Here is a 17,781-nt window from a genome sequence, read left to right as displayed (position 1 = left end):
CCCCTTGTTAACAAAACGTTACATTTTCTATTCTAGCCAAGGAATTAAAAGGGTAGCTCGCCCTGATCAATTTCGGGGGTAGTTGGTGTGCCATTCATTTGGCTTTTGCGTAGTCCCACGGCAATTTTGCTGTGCTTCTCAATTTGGCGCATCACTTCACGGGCACGTTGAATCACGATAGGGGGCAATCCGGCAAGGCGTCCCGCTTCAATGCCGTAGGAGCGATCGGCACCGCCGGGCTTGACTTGGTGGAGAAAAATAATCTCGTCGGGGAGTTCTTTGACCACGACTTGAAAGTTGGCCACATTGGGCAGTAGCGTTGCCAGTTGATTCAGTTCGTGGTAGTGGGTGGCAAAAATGGTGCGGGATTTGAGGGTGGTGGCTAGGTATTCTGCCACTGACCAAGCGATCGCCAGCCCATCAAAGGTGGCCGTACCGCGCCCAATTTCATCGAGGAGAACCAGGGAGCGATCGCCCGCATGGTTGAGGATATTGGCCGTTTCATTCATCTCCACCATAAAGGTAGATTGACCCGTGGCGAGATCGTCAACGGCACCCACCCGCGTAAAAATGCGATCGCACACTCCCAAAGTAGCACTGGTGGCGGGCACATAACTGCCCATTTGCGCCAGCAGTTGAATCAAACCCACCTGCCGTAGATAACAACTTTTGCCACTGGCATTGGGGCCTGTCAGCACCATCAAATCAGCGCTTGTACCGAGTTCCGTATCGTTGGGAACGAAAAACCCCGCTGGTAACATCTGCTCGACCACCGGATGGCGCCCGCCGTGAATCTGAAGCTGGCGATCGCGGGTCATTTGCGGTCGGCAATAGCCCTGATACAACGCCACCTCTGCTAACCCCAAAAGGGCATCTACCGCTGCCACCGCTGCCGCAATCTCACGAATCGTTGAGGCCTGAGCGGCCACCTGCTCCCGCAACTGCACAAAATACTGGTACTCCAGTTCAAAAAGATGGCTTTGAGCCGCCAATAGCCGTGCTTCCCGTTCCTTGAGTTCCGCCGTGATAAAGCGTTCCTCATTTGTTAGGGTTTGTTTGCGGATATAGTCATCGGGGACTTGGTTCAGCTTGGCGCGGGAGACACTCAGATAGTAGCCAAAGACTTTGGTATAGCCCACTTTGAGCGTGGTAATGCCTGTGCGTTGCCGTTCTTGGGCTTCTAAATTAAGAATCCACTGCTGATCTTGCTCAATTTGCTGGCGTTGCTGATCTAGTTCGGGGTAGGCACCCGATCGCAGGAGACCCCCTTCGGTGAGACTAATGGGGGGCTGATCCACAAGGGCTGCGCTGAGGGTCTCTGCCAATTGCTCAATCACCGGTGGCAGCTGGGCAAGGGCTTGGAGATAGGGCGATTGGGTTGCCGTCACAACCGCCGCAAGGGAAACTAACGTGCGAAAGGAGTCCCGCAGTGCCGCTAAATCACGGGCATTGGCCGTCCCAGAACCCGCCCGACCCGCTAGGCGTTCAAGGTCATAGATTTCCTGAAGGTGGCGGTGCAGACTCTGACGTAGGCTACTATTGGCCATTAATTCAGCAATAGCCTCTTGGCGCGCCGTGATGTGCTCAATATCAAGGAGGGGTTGCAGGAGCCAGCGGCGTAATAGACGCCCCCCCATGGCGGTTGTGGTGCGATCGATCGCCCACAGGAGCGAGCCTTGGAAGCTGCCATCGCGGACAGTTTGCGTCAGTTCTAGATTGCGGCGGGTTTGCGGGTCGAGAAAGAGATACTGGGCGAGGGAGTAGGTACTGAGGTTTTGCAGGGGCACCGGTTGTTGGCGATGGGTTTCATCCAAGTAGGCCAAGAGGCCACCGGCCGCCCGCATAGCAAGGGGCAGATGCTCACAGCCAAAGCTTTCAAGGGATTTGACCTGAAAACGTTGACACAGGCGTTGGCGTGCTTCCGCTGCCTGAAAATCTTGGGGCGATCGCAGAGTGTAGCACCACTGGGGCGGCAATTCAGGGGGCAATTGATCCTGAGCTTCACCCGGGCGCAAAACGCGATTAATGTCTGGAGCCTGACTAGGCAGGAGAATCTCTGCAGGTTGTAAGCGGTTGAGTTCAGCAATTAACTCGGCGCGATCGCTGCTTTGGGTGGTACAAAACTCCCCCGTCGAAACATCGGCATAGGCCAATCCCCAATGGCTCCCAGAAAGCAGAACAGCAGCTAAAAAATTATTGCGGCGCGGTTGGAGCAGTTCTGTGTCCAACACCGTTCCTGGCGTAAACACTCGGGTCACTTCCCGCTTCACCAGTCCTTGAGCTTGGGCGGGGTCTTCCACTTGATCGCAGATGGCAATGGCGTAGCCCTTTTCAATAAGGGTGCGGCAATAGCGTTCAAGGGCATGGTGGGGAATGCCAGCCATGGCCACCCGGCCAACTTCTTTGCCCCCCTCTTTACCGGTGAGCACCAGTTCCAGCTCGCGGGCAACGGTGCAGGCGTCTTGAAAAAAGGTTTCGTAGAAATCGCCTACGCGGTAGAGCAGCAGCGCTTGGGGATAGGCATCTTTGAGTTCAGCATAGTGCTGCAGCATCGGCGTCAACAGCGATCGCTCCACCTCATCGTGGCGCACCTGTAGACCAGGGTTGCGTCCTAAGCGCAGGGCAGGGGACTCAGTCTCAGAATGGGGCAGCGGGCGATCGTCGGACATAGCAACGTCACAACTTCCTGTGGTGTGCTCCAAAGGGACTTTATATTATAGTTTTCCCTATCGTGGCGTAGCGCACCTAATACTCATCTCCCGTAGTCTCCATGAAGAGCCACTCTGCCAGTCCCGGACTATGTTCCCCAAGGATGGACATTGCCTCTTGAAAGCGGCTACGTTGCACATTGGCCTTGCTGATGCGTTCCGGATACGTAGTCATCAAGAGATAGGGTTGGCTTTCGCTGGATTGGACAAAGGTTTCCACACCAGTAACAAGGGGATGGATTTCAAAAAAATGGTGGAGCGTCATTGCTTGATTCAGCATTTTCGCTTCGACAAGACCCAAATAACGGGTGAGGGTATCCCAAATGGCCTCATCATCGCAGCGGAAGCTGACCTCGACAAAGTAGCGCATCCCCACCTCACACGCCTCTGTGGCTATCTTAACCGTTTGTATTGATCTTATTGTCAAGATGCTTGGGGTGACTGCTGGACAAGCGGCGGCTCTATCCCCTATTGGTCAATGACTCGCAGAATCACCAACGTCATATCATCGCTGCGCCGGCCATTGGCATTGGTAAAGGCATCAACGGCATCGAAGATGTAGTCTAATAAGGCCTGAGCGCCCAAACCCTTGGCACAGCCCTCTTTGAAGACTGCTGCGAGGCGCTCTTCCTCAAAGCGTTTACCTTTCGGATTATCGGCTTCTGTGATGCCATCCGTGTAGTAAACCACCGTGTCGCCGGGTTGCAGTCGCACTTCTGCCTCTTGATATTGGCTGCGAGTATCCAAACCAATAAGCATGCCGTAGGTGTCTAGCCGATGGATAGTCCCCGTTTCAGCCCGCCACAGCAGGGGGGGAAGGTGAGCCGCATTACTGTAGGCCAAGAGCCGGGTTTGGGGATTGTACTCAGAGTAAAAGAGGGTAACAAAGCGATGGGAGCTTTCTAAATCCGGCTGCATCGCCCGATTGAGGTGCTGCAAAATTCGACTGGGACGGTGACCATTGAGGGCTTCTGCCCGCAGCATGCCGCGGGTCATGGTCATGATCAATCCGGCCGGTACCCCCTTACCCATCACATCCCCAATGGCAATGCCCCAACGGCCTTGCTCGATCTCCTTTTGATCACCGAGGCCATAGGTAATGGGGATAAAGTCATAGTAGTCTCCCCCCACCCAACTGGCGGTGCGACACTCGGCGGCTAGCTCGAGGCCGTGGATTTTGGGGCAGCGGTGGGGCAAGAGTCGCCGTTGAATTTCTGCCCCAATTTCCAGTTCCCGATCCAAACGCTGGCGATCGCGCAACTTCAGAGCCAACTCATCATTGGCAATGGCCACGGCTGTTTGATCCGCGATCACCTGCAACAGTTGCTGCCGTGTTTCATTCCACTCGTATTCGGGTTGCTGACTAAAAACGTAGAGCCGCCCCCGCTCCGTGAGTCCCGAATCCTTGACGAGAATCGCCGTGCCGTAGAACTGAATGCCTTGGGGGAGACGTTCTCGCAGTTGCTGATCCAAAAGTTGCTCAAGCCGAGGACGGCTGATCTCGCGATCGCTCCCCGCATCAATTGCAGCCATACCAACGCTATTGGCAAGGGTGCGGGTGGCCGTTTCTAGGGCGGCGCGAATATTGGGACACTGATCGCTGGCGTGACAATGGAGTTGTTCAAGACGAGCCTGACCATCGGCGCGAAATAAAACCAAGGCCGCGGCCTCCGCCTCCGTCACGCGGCAGGTAATCAGTGGGATCAGTTCAAAAAATTGATTCAGGTTGTTGAAACTCCGCAGCGCAAAGCTCAGGGAGGCCAATAGCTCCTGAATTTTACTATTTTCCCGCTGTAACCGCGACACCATTTCCTTGAGGGCGATCACAGGGCTAGAGGAGGTCGTAGAGGATGAGGGGAAGGCAGGTGACATGGCAAGTTACGCCAGCAAAAGCGTCAATTGACTCTACAGCGTAGCGCAAAAAACGTCAAGATGAAAGGATTTAAGATTTTTTATGGAACTTTTAGAGCAGGCCGCCAGTCACCATGCCGTTGCGATGGTTGAGGGTCATCAGCGTCCCACCAAGGGCGATCGCCCCCCCCAAGCCAATGAGTACGGGTTGCAGCCCCCACCACGTCTCCGCTAAACCAACCACCGCCAAGGGCACACTGAGGGCAATATTCACGAGGTTATTTTGCAGGCCAAAAATCGCCCCTCGCTGTTCGGCTGGGGTCATCAGTTGAATTAAGGTTTGCATTGGAATCGCCACAAAGGCGGCAAAGAAGCCCAAACCAATGATGTAGCCCATGCTCCAAGCCAAAGAATCTAGACTCAAGGACAGACCAACAAACATGCCCCCCATACCCCAACAGCCCAATAAACTCGACCAGCCGTAGGCAAAGTGCTTGCCCACTGTATTCAAAAGCAGTGCCCCTAGCCCGAGTCCGCCGGCCGCAGCCGCCAAAAGAAACCCAAATTGATCCGTATCGAGGCTGGGTAAGACCTCCGCAAGGCGCACCACCAAAACCGACATCGCCGCGACAATGGCAAACAGCAGGATGAGTTGCAGCAGGGCAAAACGCAGGGCTGTATATTCCTGCAAAAGCTGAAGGCCTTGGCGGAGTTCTTGCCACACTTGACGATAGCGGCTTGGTGGCAGATGACACTGATCCGGTGGCCGCAGCAGCATGAGTAGGAGTGCTGCCCCGCCATAGCAGGCACTGACAAAGACAGCCCCACCCCACTGGGAGTGCCAGTGGCTCGCAAGATTCAAAAGCGGCTCACCCGCAGCGAACCCCACCACGAGAGCAGCCATCATCGTCAGGGTATAGAGGGAGTTGGCCGACAGCAGATGGGACTTATCCACCAGCAGCGGAATGGCTGCCTGTTCTGCGGGGGCAAAAAATTGGGTTAAACAGGAAATCGTAAACGTGATCAGCAACAGCGCCATAAACCCAAACCATTGCCCGGCGCCAAGGAGAATCGTGATCGGAATCCCTAAGACAAGGAGGGCACGGTAGAGATTGGTCACGATAAGTACCTGTTTTTTCGACCAGCGATCCACCAGCACCCCCGCCACCGATCCGAGGAGAATGGCCGGAATCGTAAAGGCCACCATAATTGCTGACACCCAGCCACTAATACTCTGGTCTGCCGCTTGGAAAAACTCTGTAGTGAGGGCAATTACAAATACAAGGTAAATTTTGTCAGCCAACTGTGAGCAGACCTGCGCCAACCAAAGAGCAATAAAATTGCGGTTTTGCCAGAGGGGAGGCACCGGTGGTAGGGGGAGATCTATGCGAATGTCTTGCTGCTCAATGGTCATGGCTGGGACACCGCAACAGGTGAAAAACAATGATCAAGGAGGGGAGGCACCTGCAGCGTTTGCTCAAGGTGAAATTGCAGGTACTGGCGCAATATGCGTTCAAGGAACAGCCAAACACTGAGGGGATAGGTCTCGGCTTGGGCAAGGAATTCATCCCGTGCCAAGGATGGGGTGGTGGGCAGTGCAAGCCATTGCCCGAGGCGCACTTCACTGGCTGTCAGTTGGCGATCGCCCCCCGAAGATCCCCTGTCGTTCCCTTCTTCTGTAAGGATAAAAACGCCACCGCTGGCAAAACTAAAGCCCACCCGCCAGTCGGTATCCGCTGCAGGCACAGCAATTTCGCAGCCACTTTCATGGCACTGGTACCATTCTGGGGCAATGCCCCCCAATCGCAAGATGCCCCACAGGCCGCGCACCAATAGCGCTAGGGCAGCGCGACTCGAAACCCCCTGAAGTTGGTCTAAGGTGGTACAGAGCCAATCAAAGAGATCCGGTTGAGGCTGCTGCGGATGGACTTGGTAGAGCACCACCTCACCGAGATATTGGGCAGCGGTCAGAGTGGTCAAGTGGCTGTTGAGGCCTTGGTAGGTGGCGACTGTTTCTGCTTGCAGAATGCGATCTAAATTGCGGCCAGGACTAATAAAAAGGTCATTGACGACAAACAAATCCACCCGTCCGCCCAGTTTCGAGCGGCAGCCACGGCTATGGGGGGCGACTAACTTCAACAGCCCGCGATCGCGACTAAAGACACTGAGCAGGCGATCGCTTTCCCCCAGGGGCATGGCCTTGAGGTTAATGCCAATTGTGCGGTAGGTGCGACCCATCCCAAGTATCCAGACAATAGCGGCAGATTGTTCGCCTATCTTTTAGCCTATCGCGGCCTGTCCCCTAAACAGTGATCAACTTGTTGCGGGCAAACCATTCCACCCCATGCTGGTTAATCTCTTCCCGTAGGGTTGCATTCTCAATACTGTGATAGATGAGGAGATCCACCCGTTGGGCAATGGGCAGTTCAGCGATCGCCTCGGCAAGGGCAGCTTGATCACTAAGGGTGAGGTTCTCGCCAAAGAGGGCAATATCAATATCCGAAGTTGTTCTGAAGGTACCGATCGCCCGTGAGCCAAAGAGGACGATTCGTTCTACCTTGGGATTGGCCGTTAGAGTGTCAATGATGGCTTTGCGTTTTTCTGGGGTGAGTCCGTCCGTCATTGTTGATATTTTTCCTGTAAGCAGTTGTACAGTTTCCGAAAAACAGGAGTAAACCTGTGTTTGATCAGTCGTTCCGCCTCTTTTGTCGTTTGCTCTTCGTAGGTATGGCTCAAGAGATTTCGCCTTGCCAAGGCATCTAGCAGTATCTCCGTGTCTTCCTCGGTGAGATAGCCTGTCTCAAAGGCCTTGCGAATAGCTTCTCTGGGAGTTTTCACATCCAGCCCCTCATAAAAAAGAAGGTCTTTCAATGTTTTCCACGCTAGCTCAAGGGTGAACTCAAACATTTGTACCAGACCGGCTCGCTCTAGTTCCGAATACTCCTCCTGAGCACAGGCGGTTTCTAGGCGGATTAGGACACGACCAAAGTTCTGCAACCGCTGTTGCCAACGCATCGCATCTCTATTCGTCATGTTTTATGAACCGTTGTTTCTTCGATTATCGCCAACGAAAGGCGGGGTCTAGCTCATAGCCGAATCGCGTCGCATCTACGGCTGTTAGGTCAATATCGCCAAGGCCATATTCCTGCCAGCGTTCTGTGACTCGCCGTGCCACCTCAGGATCCGATGTGAGGGGATCGCCCCAAGGATGGTCTGTTTCTGGAGGAATTTTCGTGGTGGCATCAATGCCCATGCGTCCCCCAAGGCCGATTTTTTCGCTGGCAAAGTCAAGGGAGTCAAAGGGGGTATCTCCCAAAATAAAGACATCGCGGCTGGGATCCACCTTGGAGCTGATCGCCCACACCACCTGACGCGGATCACGAATATTGATCTCTTTGTCCACAACAATCACAAACTTGGTGTAGGTAAATTGGGGTAGGGCACTCCAAAAGGCGAGGGCAGCGCGGCGTGCTTGGCCAGGATAGGCTTTGTCAATGGAAATAATCGCCGCCTTATAACTGAGGGCTTCCATGGGCAAAAAGAAGTCCACAATCTCCGGTACCTGCTGCCGCAGAATGGGTGTGTAAATGCGGTTGAGGGCAAGGGCAATCATCGCCTCTTCCTTGGGCGGGCGGCCACTAAAGGTGGTGAGATAGATGGGATTGCGGCGATGGGTCAGGCAGTGGAAATGAATGACGGGCGAATCTTCTACACCACCGTAGTAGCCCATGTGATCGCCACAGGGGCCATCGGGCAAAACTTCACCGGGGGTAATGGTGCCCTCAAGGACAAATTCTGCGTGGGCAGGCACCTCCAAATCAACGGTTTTGCACTTGGCCAAATGAATGCCCCCACCGCCATAAAGCCCGGCAAAGAGCCACTCCGACAAATCCACGGGAATTGGCGTTGCCGCCGCCATGATGATTAGAGGATGCACCCCCAAGGCCACAGCCACTTCTAAGTTTTTGCCACGGGCGGCAGCTTTGCGGAGATGGCGTGCCCCTCCCCGCACTGAAAGCCAATGCACGGTCATGGTGGTTGGGGATTGCAGTTGCAAGCGGTAAACCCCGACATTGGGAATGCCCGTCTCACAGTCTTTGGTAATGACGAGACCAAGGGTAATAATTTTGCCTGCATCCTTGGGGTAGGGGCGAATCAGGGGCAGTTGCCGTAGATCCAAATCGGGGGCTTTGATCACCACCTGCTGACACGGGGGTAACAAATCGCGACTCGGCTTGGCACGGACAACATCAAAGAGAATTTTGCCGAAATCAAGGGCTTGACTCAGGGTTTTGGGCGGCTTCGGCTGTTGTAGCTTAGCCAACTTTTCCCCTAGGGTTTCCAGGTCTAGGGGGTGTTCCATTTTCATGGCCCAGCACACCCGCTCTAGGGTTCCCAAGAGATTAATGGCGACGGGATAGGGGGAACCAATAACGTTTTCAAACAGTAACGCTGGCCCGCCGGCAGCCAACAGGCGGTTACAGATTTCCGCCATCTCCAGATCGGGATCAACGGGTACGGTGATGCGTCGCAGTTGTTGCCGCTGTTCTAAAAGCTGGAGATATTGCCGCAGGTCGTTCGTCATCGGGGATCAAAATCGCTTAATCTCTTTTATGTTAAGAATCTTTAGCCAATCGTGCAGGAAGGTCATGGCGGTTCATCCCACGGCGGTGATTGAGGCGGGTGCCCACATTGGGGAAGAGGTAGAAATTGGTCCTTTTTGCTATGTGGCGGCCACGGTGGAGATTGGACGCGGTACGCAGTTGGCTCCCCATGTCACTCTGTTGGGATATACCCGTCTTGGCGAGAACTGCAAAGTGCATAGTGGGGCGGTGATTGGCGATCTCCCCCAAGATGTGGCTTATCAAGGGGGGATTAGCTATGTCCACATTGGCGATCGCTGTACGTTGCGCGAGGGCGTGACCATTCATCGGGGAACTCAACCAGAAACCGTCACCCATGTCGGGCATGATTGTCTACTGATGGCCCACAGTCATCTAGGTCACAATGTTTATGTGGGAAACCATGTGACGATCGCCAATAATACTTTGATTGCCGGGTATGCCCATGTGGGCGATCGCGCCTTTATCAGCGGCAACTGCCTTGTGCATCAATTTACCCGTATTGGTCGCTTGGCCATGCTCTCCGGCGGCACTGCCATTCAAAAAGATGTGCCCCCCTTTTGTATGACCCGTAGTCTGAGTACCAATACGATCATGGGCTTAAATGTGGTGGGTTTGCGACGTGCTGGCTTTTCAGCGCAAGAGCGCCAACTGCTTAAAAAAGCGCTGGATATCCTCTACCGCTCCCAATTCACCACCTCCCAAGCGGTACAGCACCTGCGGGAACAGTTTATCCATCCCCTCATTCAAGAGTTTTGCGATTTCATTAGTACTTCAGAACGGGGCATCTGTCATTTTGTGCGTCGGGAAGAGGAGCCCTCCTGAGCAGGAAGCAACTTTTTGGCTATGATCACCAAGCAGCATCTTACCCCTAGATCCCATGGCTGAAGCGCTGCTATTCTCCCTGCTAAGTGGCAGTATAGGCCTATGGGCGCTGCTTTACCATCAGTGGTGGAGCTGGCAGGAGCAACTCAGCCAACAACGCGATGAAGAAGAGGAACAGTTGACCACCTACCCCTCCAAAGAAGAACAGCGTCAAGTATCCCCCAAGCTGGCAGGTTGGGAATTCAAAATTCTGCGATCGCGCCGCAACCAATTTCATGATCCCGATGTCCTGCGCAAAGTCTGCCAAGAGGAAGCCCAAGGGGGTTGGATTTTATTTGAGAAGCTCGACGATCGCCGATTGCGCTTTAAGCGACCCATGGCCCTGCGGGAAAAAATCAAGCCTAGTGCCAACTACGATCCCTACCGCAGCTACTATGGGTCTCGGTTTGAATGGGAATCTTTGTTGTCCGTGATACTCTTGATGATGATGGCAACCTTACCTGCATATTTGGGCTATCGCTTGGTTATTCTCAGTCAACGCTTAGCCCCACTGCCAACCACTACTCCATCTGCTCCATTGCGTCCCTAAGGTGCCTATGTCCTCCCTCAGTTTGCTTAGTGTGGGCACAACCCTCCAAGGGGGAAAATATCGCCTCGATGCCCTTTTGAGTCAGGGGGGCTTTGGTGTCACCTATCGCGCAACCCACACCCTGCTCCATCAGCCAGTGGTGCTCAAAACATTGAACCTGCAGCAGGAACCCCCGAAGCGGATTCATGATCTGGGGGAGCGGTTTATCCAAGAAGCGCAGCGCCTTGCCCAGTTTAATCATCCCCACATTGTGCGCGTCAGTGATTGCTTTATTGAGGGGGGGCGTCCCTTCATTGTCATGGACTATATCCCCGGACGAACATTGGCCCAAGTGATTCAGGAGGAAGGCCCCCTACCGGAAAAAACGGCTCTCCACTATATTCGCCAGGTGGCTAGCGCCCTTGAATTAGTGCATGAGCATGGGCTGCTGCACCGCGATGTCAAGCCCGATAACATCATGCTGCGGGACGGCACAGATCAAGTGGTGCTGATTGACTTTGGCATTGCCCGTGAATACACTGCTGGGGTGACGGAAACAAATACGGGATTGCTCTCAGCAGGTTATGCGCCGGTGGAGCAGTATTTACCCCGCCACCAATGGACGCCGGCAACGGATGTCTATGCCCTAGCAGCAACGCTCTATGCCCTTTTGGCAGGACGCCCTCCTGTGGCCTCGGTCTTGCGCGATCGCGTGCCTCTCGAGGATTTACGCCAGTTTCAGCCCAATCTTAGTCAGCGCACCATTGATGCCATTGAAGCAGGAATGGCTTTGGATGTCCGCGAACGTCCCCAAACGGTGCGGGCATGGCTGCAACTGCTCATGGGACAGCCCGTGGCGCGTCAAACCACAGCAACGGTAGCGGTGATGCCGCAGTACCGATCCACTATCTTGGCAAATACTCAACCGGAGGGGACAGCCGTCGTTGCTCCCCTCAAACAACGCAATTTTTCGCCGTGGCTATGGCTGTTGGGAACGGCAATCTTTGGCAGCTTAGCAGGCATTGGCCTAGGGCTATTTTTGCGCAACCAACCCGTGGACACAGTCACCCCTCGCCCCCCGCGTCCTCAGGAACAGGAATTTCCACCCACCCTGCCGACCATTGTGCCACCTGTAGAGGTGACGCCCACTCCCACCCCGACACCGACGCCAGAGCCGGAACCCACCCCTACGGAACCGACGCCCACCCCAGAGCCAACGGAAACGCCTACCCCTAGCCCGAGTCCTGAGGAAGCATCCCCAGAACCAACGCCGACTCCTCCTCCATCCCTCTCTCCAAAACCCCCAAAGTCCCCAAAGCCCCCAAAGAACGCAGAGCCTCCCGTCGCCCCCCCCACCACCGTTGAACCATCTCCACCAACACCTACGCCCTCACCGCCACCGACAGACACAATGCCCGAGGTGTCACCCCCGCCAACCAGTAACACTGAACCGGCCACCCCTTAGAGATTGGCTAGTTCTGAAGTGCTCGCAAAAAGGCACCCAAGCGACTAAAGATTCCCTGACCACGGGGTTTGCCTTGGGGCGTCAGGGCACGCTCAATGTCTTCACTACTGGGGCGTTGCTCAAATTCTGCTAGGCAGGTGGGGGCGGTTTTGCCGTATTGCCAAATTTGCCACGGTTGCGGATAACAGCGCCAGAGAATGATGGTTTCTGCGAGGGGACGAAGGTAGTAGCAGGGTTCAAGGGTGTTGAGAAATCGCTCCCGCAGCCGCCGACCGGCGTAGCCAATACCAACGACGGCCACATCCTGAAGCCTTGGGTTCAAAAGGATAAAGGGGCGATCGCCAGCCGTTTCACACATCTGCTCAATGGCATTGACTTCTACAGGGGTTGGGGCAACGATGACAATGGCGCGATCGCTCGCTGCAATGGGTGTCAGTAGTTCATTCACGCCCCGCACACTATAGGCGGTTTCTCCCCATTCGCGACGGGCTAGGGCGGCAGATCCGGCATCGGCAAAAAAGACCTTGAGATCACGACCTAGTTCCTCAAACAAAGGGAGGTAGCCAGCGGCAAAGGCCATCGCATTGAGATCGGGCAACAGGATCTCGATTTGCAGCCGATTTTTCCCCTCTTGAAGCGCAGCTTGGGTGGCCTGTTGGGCTTGGCTAAGGGCAGTCTCCAGACTATCGGGGGGCAGGATCGACATGAGTCTTAAGCGGAGACCTCACTAGCAACGGTGGCAAACAGGCGCTGTAGCTCTTCCACTAGGGCTTTGGCTTGGGCGAGCGTTTGCGGGGTTGTGGATTGTTCCAGTTGGGCGGCGATGGTTTGCATGGCAGTAATGCCGACATTACCACTGGCTCCCTTGAGATGGTGGGCATCCCGCTTAATTTGTTCAATGTTGCCTTGGTTGACAGCGTTAGCCAATGTTTGGAGGCGCTCTTGGGCATCCTCGACAAAGGTTTGCAGCAATTCCATTTCAAACTCGCGATCGCCCCCTGAAAGGGCCGCAAGATAATCCCAGTCAATCGGCGATGTCATCAACTCATTATTCCCGACAGGTTCTTCGTCGCTATTGTAGCCTGTCCCCCGTAGGGCTGTTCAAGGATCAGAGAGGAAAAGCAAGACTAGATTTGTAATAATTCTTAACTTCTTCAGCGTGGTCTGCCCCCTTGGCGAAACAGGGGATTCGATGGCACTATCGCAGTGGTGAGGCCAACAACAGCGGCAGGATTGAGGAACGATGGGCGATCGCGTGACGGTGGGGATTGTGGGGGCCTCTGGCTATGGGGGCGTCCAACTGGTGCGTTTACTCCTTGACCATCCCCAAGTGGAGATTGCATACCTTGGCGGTGAGGGGAGTGCGGGTCGCCCCTACACGGAGCTATATCCCCATTTGCAGGGTCGGGTGAATCTCACGGTGGAACCCGTATCTGTGGAGGTGATTCGCGATCGCGCCCAAGTGGTGTTTCTCTCGCTGCCCAATGGCATTGCCTGTAAGCTTGCCCCGCAACTCCTTGAGCAGGGCTGCAAAGTGCTGGATTTGTCGGCAGACTATCGCTTTCAGGATTTGAAAACCTACACCCAGTGGTACGGTGAACCAAGGGAAGATGAGGCTACGGTCCGACAGGCGGTCTATGGGTTGCCAGAACTCTATCGCGATCGCATTCGCCAAAGTGCCCTCATTGGTTGTCCGGGGTGTTATCCCACCGCTAGCTTGCTGGCTCTAGCACCCCTGATGAAGCAGGGTCTGATTGAACCGAATACGGCAATTATTGATGCTAAGTCCGGTACCTCCGGCGGTGGTCGTCAGGGCAAAATCAATCTCCTGCTTGCGGAAGCTGACAACTCCCTTGCTCCCTACAGTGTTGCTCGACATCGCCACACCCCAGAAATTGAAGCTATTTGTAGCGAATTAGCCGGCCAAAGCGTCCTTGTGCAGTTTACGCCCCACCTCGTGCCCATGCCACGGGGGATTTTGGCCACTGTCTATGCCACGCTGCGGGATCCCGGTCTAGTGCGTGAAGATTTAATCACCATCTACCAAGCTTTTTATCGCCATTCCCCTTGGGTGAATATCCTGCCCCCCGGCCTCTATCCCCAGACGAAATGGGCATGGGGCACCAATGACTGTTTTATTGGCATTGAGGTGGATGAGCGCACCGGCCGGGTGATTGTCATGTCCGCCATTGATAACCTAATGAAGGGACAGGCTTCCCAAGCGGTGCAATGCTTGAATCTAATGATGGGCTGGCCAGAAACGCTGGGCTTACCGCAGGTCGCCTTTTATCCCTAGGACTCAAGTTTCATCCTGTTCGACCAAGGGCAGGCGATCGCCCCGTAATAGCTCAGTGCTGCTTGCACTCAAGGACAATCCCATCTGCCATAATCCCTGCCCTAGGCACAAAGCCGCTAGAAAGGGAGCGGTACTCAAGCTTAACAGTAGTGTTGTCGGTGCTAAGCGAGCCATCAGAACGCATCAAGAACTAATCAACATCTGAACTATCCGTATCCTCCTCAGGAGGAACATTGGCAAAGAGCAAGTCTCGTGATTTCTTCAGTTGCTTCCAAAGTGCCTTAATTTGACTGTAGGCCTCCTCGGTGCTAATTTTGCCGCCGGTTTCCAGACCACAAATATAGCTCACCCGTTGAGCAAATTCCTGCAAATTGGCATTAAAGGCCAAGTTTTGCGGCGTAAATACACCATGGTAGCGGCTGGTGGGGAAGAGGAACTTTTCTTTGTCAAATTCCGGTTTGGGCGATTCAGACACAGGCGTAGCCCTTTGCCAGTGAGGTTACCCCCTATTCTATCGAAAATTTTCAGGTTCCTATGGGCAACAGGCGGCAATTTTTCACAGCAGCCCCAGCATGTGTAATGGCCCTTGACCACTAATCAACTCAATGATCAAGGCTAAAAATCCCAACATTGCTAAGCGACCATTCCAGCGTTCAGCAGCGGAGGTCATCCCCCATTCCCAGCGCTCCTGAGGATAGAGCTTGACGCGCTTGCGAGACTTATTCACTTCGGCAAAGGTGCGGGGTGGAGCAGCAAGGGCGTCCTTCACTAGCTGGGCAAGAGCAGCAATAAACCCCTTGTGATCGTTGAGGGCAGGCACCCGCCGAAAGACTTCAATACCCGCTTCTTCAGCAATCTCGCGGTACTCAATGTCAATTTCTTGAAGCGTTTCAATATGTTCTGAAATAAAGCTAATGGGAACAACAACAAGGGTTTTCACCCCTTGAGCGGCCAACTCAGGAATCACATCTTCGGTGTAGGGTTGCAGCCACTCCACAGGCCCCACCCGACTTTGATAAGCCAACACATGGACATTGGGGCGATTCAGGGCAGCCATGATGAGCTTTACACAGGCTTCGATTTCCTCTTGGTAGGGATCCCCTGCTTCGGTGACATAGCTTTTGGGAACGCCGTGGGCACTAAAGAAAATCACGGCTTCGTCGGGGTTGGGGCATTGGTCGAGTTCTTGGCGAATCAAGTCCGCCATAGCCGCCACATAGCCGGGGTGGTTGTACCAAGAAGGGATCAGCGTATAGCGAATCTTTTGCAATTCAGGGTCTTGGTTCCACAGGCTCTCTAGGAGGCGAAAACTAGAGCCACTGGTGCTAATGGAAAACTGCGGGTAAAGAGGTAAAATCACTAGATCGCGAATTTGATCTGCTTTGATTTGGGCGATCGCCTCCTCGGTAAAGGGGTGCCAGTAGCGCATACCAATGTACAAATTGGCCTCAATGCCAATGCCTCCTAGGGCATCCTTGAGGGCACGGGCTTGCTGTTCAGTCATCCGCCGCAGGGGAGAGCCGCCACCAATTTGGGCATAGTTGGCCTGAGAGCGCCGGGCACGACTGGCGGAGATAAACCAAGCAAGCGGCTTTTGCAGCCAACGGAAGGGTAGGCGAATAATTTCGGGATCAGAGAACAGGTTGTACAAAAAGGGGCGCACATCCTCGGGGCGATCGGGCCCCCCTAAATTGAGAAGTAGTACACCTGTTTGGCTCGCCATTCCCAAAATCACCTAAATCTTTTCGCGATCGCTTTCTTATTGTGACATACTCTCAGGATCTCAGGGGGAGAAAATCTCGCTAAGGTAGGGATGAGAGAATGCGGTTGATGTGTGCAAACGGTGACCTACGCAATTGATTTTGGAACCAGTAATACGTTGGTGGCGCGGTGGAATTATGCCACCCAAGCAGCCGAAGCGGTAACGCTCTCTGGACTCTCGGTGGGGTTTGGTGAGGTACCGGCGCTCATTCCTAGCTTGGCCTATGTGGAGGATGCCAGTGTTCCTCTGGTCGTGGTAGGGCAGCAGGTGCGCGATCGCGGGTTTGATGTCGTGGGCGATCGTCGCTTTTTCTCGCGGTTTAAGCGGGGGATTGGCGCCACCGTACAGGGCTATTTACCCGAGCTGGATGGCTGTTCTTTGAGCTTTGAAACCATTGGCACGTGGTTTTTGCAAGCCCTGTTGAAGGAACTGAAACACACTAGCGGCGGCGATGTCGAACAGGGGTTGATCTTCACCGTGCCGGTGGATAGCTTTGAAACCTATCGCAGTTGGCTGTTGCAGGTGTGTGAGGGGTTTGCCATTGAGCAAATTCGCCTCTTGGATGAACCCACGGCCGCGGCCTTAGGTTATGGCGTGGCCGATCGCCCGCTGATTTTAGTGATTGATTTTGGTGGGGGCACCCTCGATCTCTCCCTTGTGGAACTCAAGACCGATCAACGCCAAAGCCGTCCTTTGGGATTTATTCTCAAGTGGGGCGATCGCCAGTGGGCCTCAAGCGACAACCAACGGCCTCGCACAGCGCGGGTGATTGCCAAAGCGGGCTTAAATTTAGGGGGCACCGATATTGACCACTGGATTGTGGATGAGTGGGTGAAGCGGGGAATGACCGCCAATAGCCTACTCCTGCGCCTTGCCGAGCGCTTAAAAATTCAACTCTCACAGCAGCCCTATGCCCAAGAGGTGTACTTTGACAGCGAAACCTTTACCACCCTTGAACTGCGCCTCGAACGGTCTGAACTGGAGGAGATGCTTCGCCAACAGCAATTTTTCCAACGCCTCGATGATGCCCTCACTCAAGTACTCCAACAGGCTCGCCGCCAAGGGATCACCCCCGACACGATTGATGCGGTGCTCCTAGTGGGGGGGACAACGCAAATTCCAGCGGTGCAAAAATGGGTTGCTGAGTATTTTGAGGCCACAAAGATCAACGCCCAACAGCCTTTTACAGCGGTGGCCATGGGTGCTCTAGCAGTGACCCAAGGGCTGGATCTCAAGGATTTTCTCTACCACAGCTACGGCATTCGCTTCTGGGATGCTAAGCTCAACCGTCATGGCTGGCACCCCATTATCCAGCGGGGACAACCCTACCCCATGGGCGAACCCGTGGAATTGATTTTAGGGGCCTCGACGGAGGGACAGCCCAGTATTGAACTGGTGATTGGTGAATTGGGGGACGAGCAAGGGGGTGTGGAGATCTTTTTTGATGGCGATCGCCTGATTACCCGTAGTGCCGGTGAACGCACGGTGCAGCCCCTCAATGACACCCCCCAAGGCAAAACCCTCGCCAAGCTGGATCCCCCTGGCTATCCGGGGAGCGATCGCATTCGGGTTCTCTTTCAAGTGGATGGCGATCGCCAACTGCGAGTTACCGTTGATGACTTGCTCACCCAAGAGCGTCTCATCAATAATCAAATCGTCACCCAATTGCGTTGACCGAATTGCA

Annotated in this window: 18 protein-coding genes; 5 read left to right on the top strand and 13 right to left on the bottom strand. The window is 54.5% G+C overall.

Annotated elements, in window-relative coordinates; all coding sequences use genetic code 11:
• Positions 1-44: 44 nt before the first annotated feature.
• The 8 genes from mutS to RHK62_RS10240 all read right to left on the bottom strand — a co-directional run bounded on the left by mutS (position 45) and on the right by RHK62_RS10240 (position 9,144).
• Complete coding sequence (gene mutS, locus RHK62_RS10275; RefSeq protein ID WP_310453687.1) at positions 45-2,669, bottom strand: DNA mismatch repair protein MutS; 2,625 nt, start codon at positions 2,667-2,669, stop codon at positions 45-47.
• A 76-nt stretch (positions 2,670-2,745) separates the two neighbouring features.
• Complete coding sequence (locus tag RHK62_RS10270; RefSeq protein ID WP_206199824.1) at positions 2,746-3,078, bottom strand: hypothetical protein; 333 nt, start codon at positions 3,076-3,078, stop codon at positions 2,746-2,748.
• 98 nt (positions 3,079-3,176) lie between these two features.
• Positions 3,177-4,580, bottom strand: a complete 1,404-nt coding sequence (locus tag RHK62_RS10265) for a PP2C family protein-serine/threonine phosphatase (protein WP_206199823.1) — start codon at positions 4,578-4,580, stop codon at positions 3,177-3,179.
• A gap of 91 nt (positions 4,581-4,671) precedes the next feature.
• Entirely contained in the window at positions 4,672-5,973 is a 1,302-nt protein-coding gene (locus RHK62_RS10260; protein WP_206199822.1) for an MFS transporter, read from the bottom strand.
• Complete coding sequence (recO, locus tag RHK62_RS10255; RefSeq protein WP_310453686.1) at positions 5,970-6,797, bottom strand: DNA repair protein RecO; 828 nt, start codon at positions 6,795-6,797, stop codon at positions 5,970-5,972. Before recO ends, RHK62_RS10260 begins: the two co-directional genes overlap by 4 nt.
• 64 nt (positions 6,798-6,861) lie before the next feature.
• Positions 6,862-7,182: a nucleotidyltransferase family protein gene (locus RHK62_RS10250; protein WP_302678071.1), complete on the bottom strand. Its 321-nt coding sequence runs from the start codon at positions 7,180-7,182 to the stop codon at positions 6,862-6,864.
• Positions 7,179-7,592 carry an HI0074 family nucleotidyltransferase substrate-binding subunit gene (locus RHK62_RS10245; RefSeq protein ID WP_206199819.1) on the bottom strand — a complete coding sequence of 138 codons (414 nt, stop codon included), beginning with the start codon at positions 7,590-7,592 and terminating at the stop codon, positions 7,179-7,181. Before RHK62_RS10245 ends, RHK62_RS10250 begins: the two co-directional genes overlap by 4 nt.
• A gap of 25 nt (positions 7,593-7,617) precedes the next feature.
• A complete protein-coding gene (locus RHK62_RS10240; RefSeq protein WP_206199818.1) occupies positions 7,618-9,144 on the bottom strand; it encodes a UbiD family decarboxylase in 1,527 nt (508 codons plus the stop codon).
• A 64-nt stretch (positions 9,145-9,208) separates the two neighbouring features.
• Between RHK62_RS10240 and lpxA the strand changes: the two genes are divergently transcribed.
• Genes lpxA through RHK62_RS10225 form a run of 3 tightly spaced genes read left to right on the top strand, consistent with a single transcriptional unit; the run spans position 9,209 to position 12,039 of the window.
• On the top strand, positions 9,209-10,006 hold the full coding sequence (gene lpxA / locus RHK62_RS10235; RefSeq protein WP_310453685.1) for an acyl-ACP--UDP-N-acetylglucosamine O-acyltransferase: 798 nt from the start codon (positions 9,209-9,211) through the stop codon (positions 10,004-10,006).
• Between the two features lie 55 nt (positions 10,007-10,061).
• Positions 10,062-10,595, top strand: a complete 534-nt coding sequence (locus RHK62_RS10230) for a hypothetical protein (RefSeq protein ID WP_302679908.1) — start codon at positions 10,062-10,064, stop codon at positions 10,593-10,595.
• Positions 10,596-10,602: 7 nt separating this feature from the next.
• Complete coding sequence (locus tag RHK62_RS10225) at positions 10,603-12,039, top strand: serine/threonine-protein kinase (RefSeq protein WP_149818590.1); 1,437 nt, start codon at positions 10,603-10,605, stop codon at positions 12,037-12,039.
• Positions 12,040-12,046: 7 nt separating this feature from the next.
• Here the strand turns inward: RHK62_RS10225 and RHK62_RS10220 are convergent, their stop codons facing one another.
• Both RHK62_RS10220 and RHK62_RS10215 read right to left on the bottom strand, forming a co-directional pair.
• Positions 12,047-12,745, bottom strand: coding sequence for a DUF1995 family protein (locus tag RHK62_RS10220; RefSeq protein ID WP_286626807.1), 699 nt, complete (start codon positions 12,743-12,745; stop codon positions 12,047-12,049).
• 5 nt (positions 12,746-12,750) lie between these two features.
• Positions 12,751-13,080: an Hpt domain-containing protein gene (locus RHK62_RS10215; RefSeq protein WP_226972011.1), complete on the bottom strand. Its 330-nt coding sequence runs from the start codon at positions 13,078-13,080 to the stop codon at positions 12,751-12,753.
• Between the two features lie 202 nt (positions 13,081-13,282).
• Between RHK62_RS10215 and argC the strand changes: the two genes are divergently transcribed.
• Positions 13,283-14,335 (top strand): N-acetyl-gamma-glutamyl-phosphate reductase, encoded by a 1,053-nt coding sequence (gene argC, locus RHK62_RS10210; protein ID WP_310453684.1) that lies wholly within the window; start codon positions 13,283-13,285, stop codon positions 14,333-14,335.
• 3 nt (positions 14,336-14,338) lie between these two features.
• On the opposite strand, the gene RHK62_RS10205 is transcribed toward argC, so the two are convergent.
• The 3 genes from RHK62_RS10205 to hemH form a co-directional block, all read right to left on the bottom strand.
• Positions 14,339-14,509 carry a hypothetical protein gene (locus RHK62_RS10205; RefSeq protein ID WP_149818598.1) on the bottom strand — a complete coding sequence of 57 codons (171 nt, stop codon included), beginning with the start codon at positions 14,507-14,509 and terminating at the stop codon, positions 14,339-14,341.
• 16 nt (positions 14,510-14,525) lie between these two features.
• Positions 14,526-14,810: a hypothetical protein gene (locus RHK62_RS10200; protein WP_149818600.1), complete on the bottom strand. Its 285-nt coding sequence runs from the start codon at positions 14,808-14,810 to the stop codon at positions 14,526-14,528.
• Between the two features lie 81 nt (positions 14,811-14,891).
• Positions 14,892-16,058 (bottom strand): ferrochelatase, encoded by a 1,167-nt coding sequence (gene hemH, locus RHK62_RS10195; RefSeq protein WP_190278227.1) that lies wholly within the window; start codon positions 16,056-16,058, stop codon positions 14,892-14,894.
• A 120-nt stretch (positions 16,059-16,178) separates the two neighbouring features.
• Between hemH and RHK62_RS10190 the strand changes: the two genes are divergently transcribed.
• Positions 16,179-17,771, top strand: a complete 1,593-nt coding sequence (locus tag RHK62_RS10190; protein ID WP_149818603.1) for an Hsp70 family protein — start codon at positions 16,179-16,181, stop codon at positions 17,769-17,771.
• Positions 17,772-17,781 lie beyond the last annotated feature (10 nt).

Source organism: Thermosynechococcus sp. HY213, from assembly GCF_031460975.1.
Taxonomy (GTDB): Bacteria; Cyanobacteriota; Cyanobacteriia; order Thermosynechococcales; family Thermosynechococcaceae; genus Thermosynechococcus.
The sequence above is the reverse complement of the archived record's forward strand: the minus strand, read 5'-3'. Positions and strand labels throughout refer to the sequence as shown.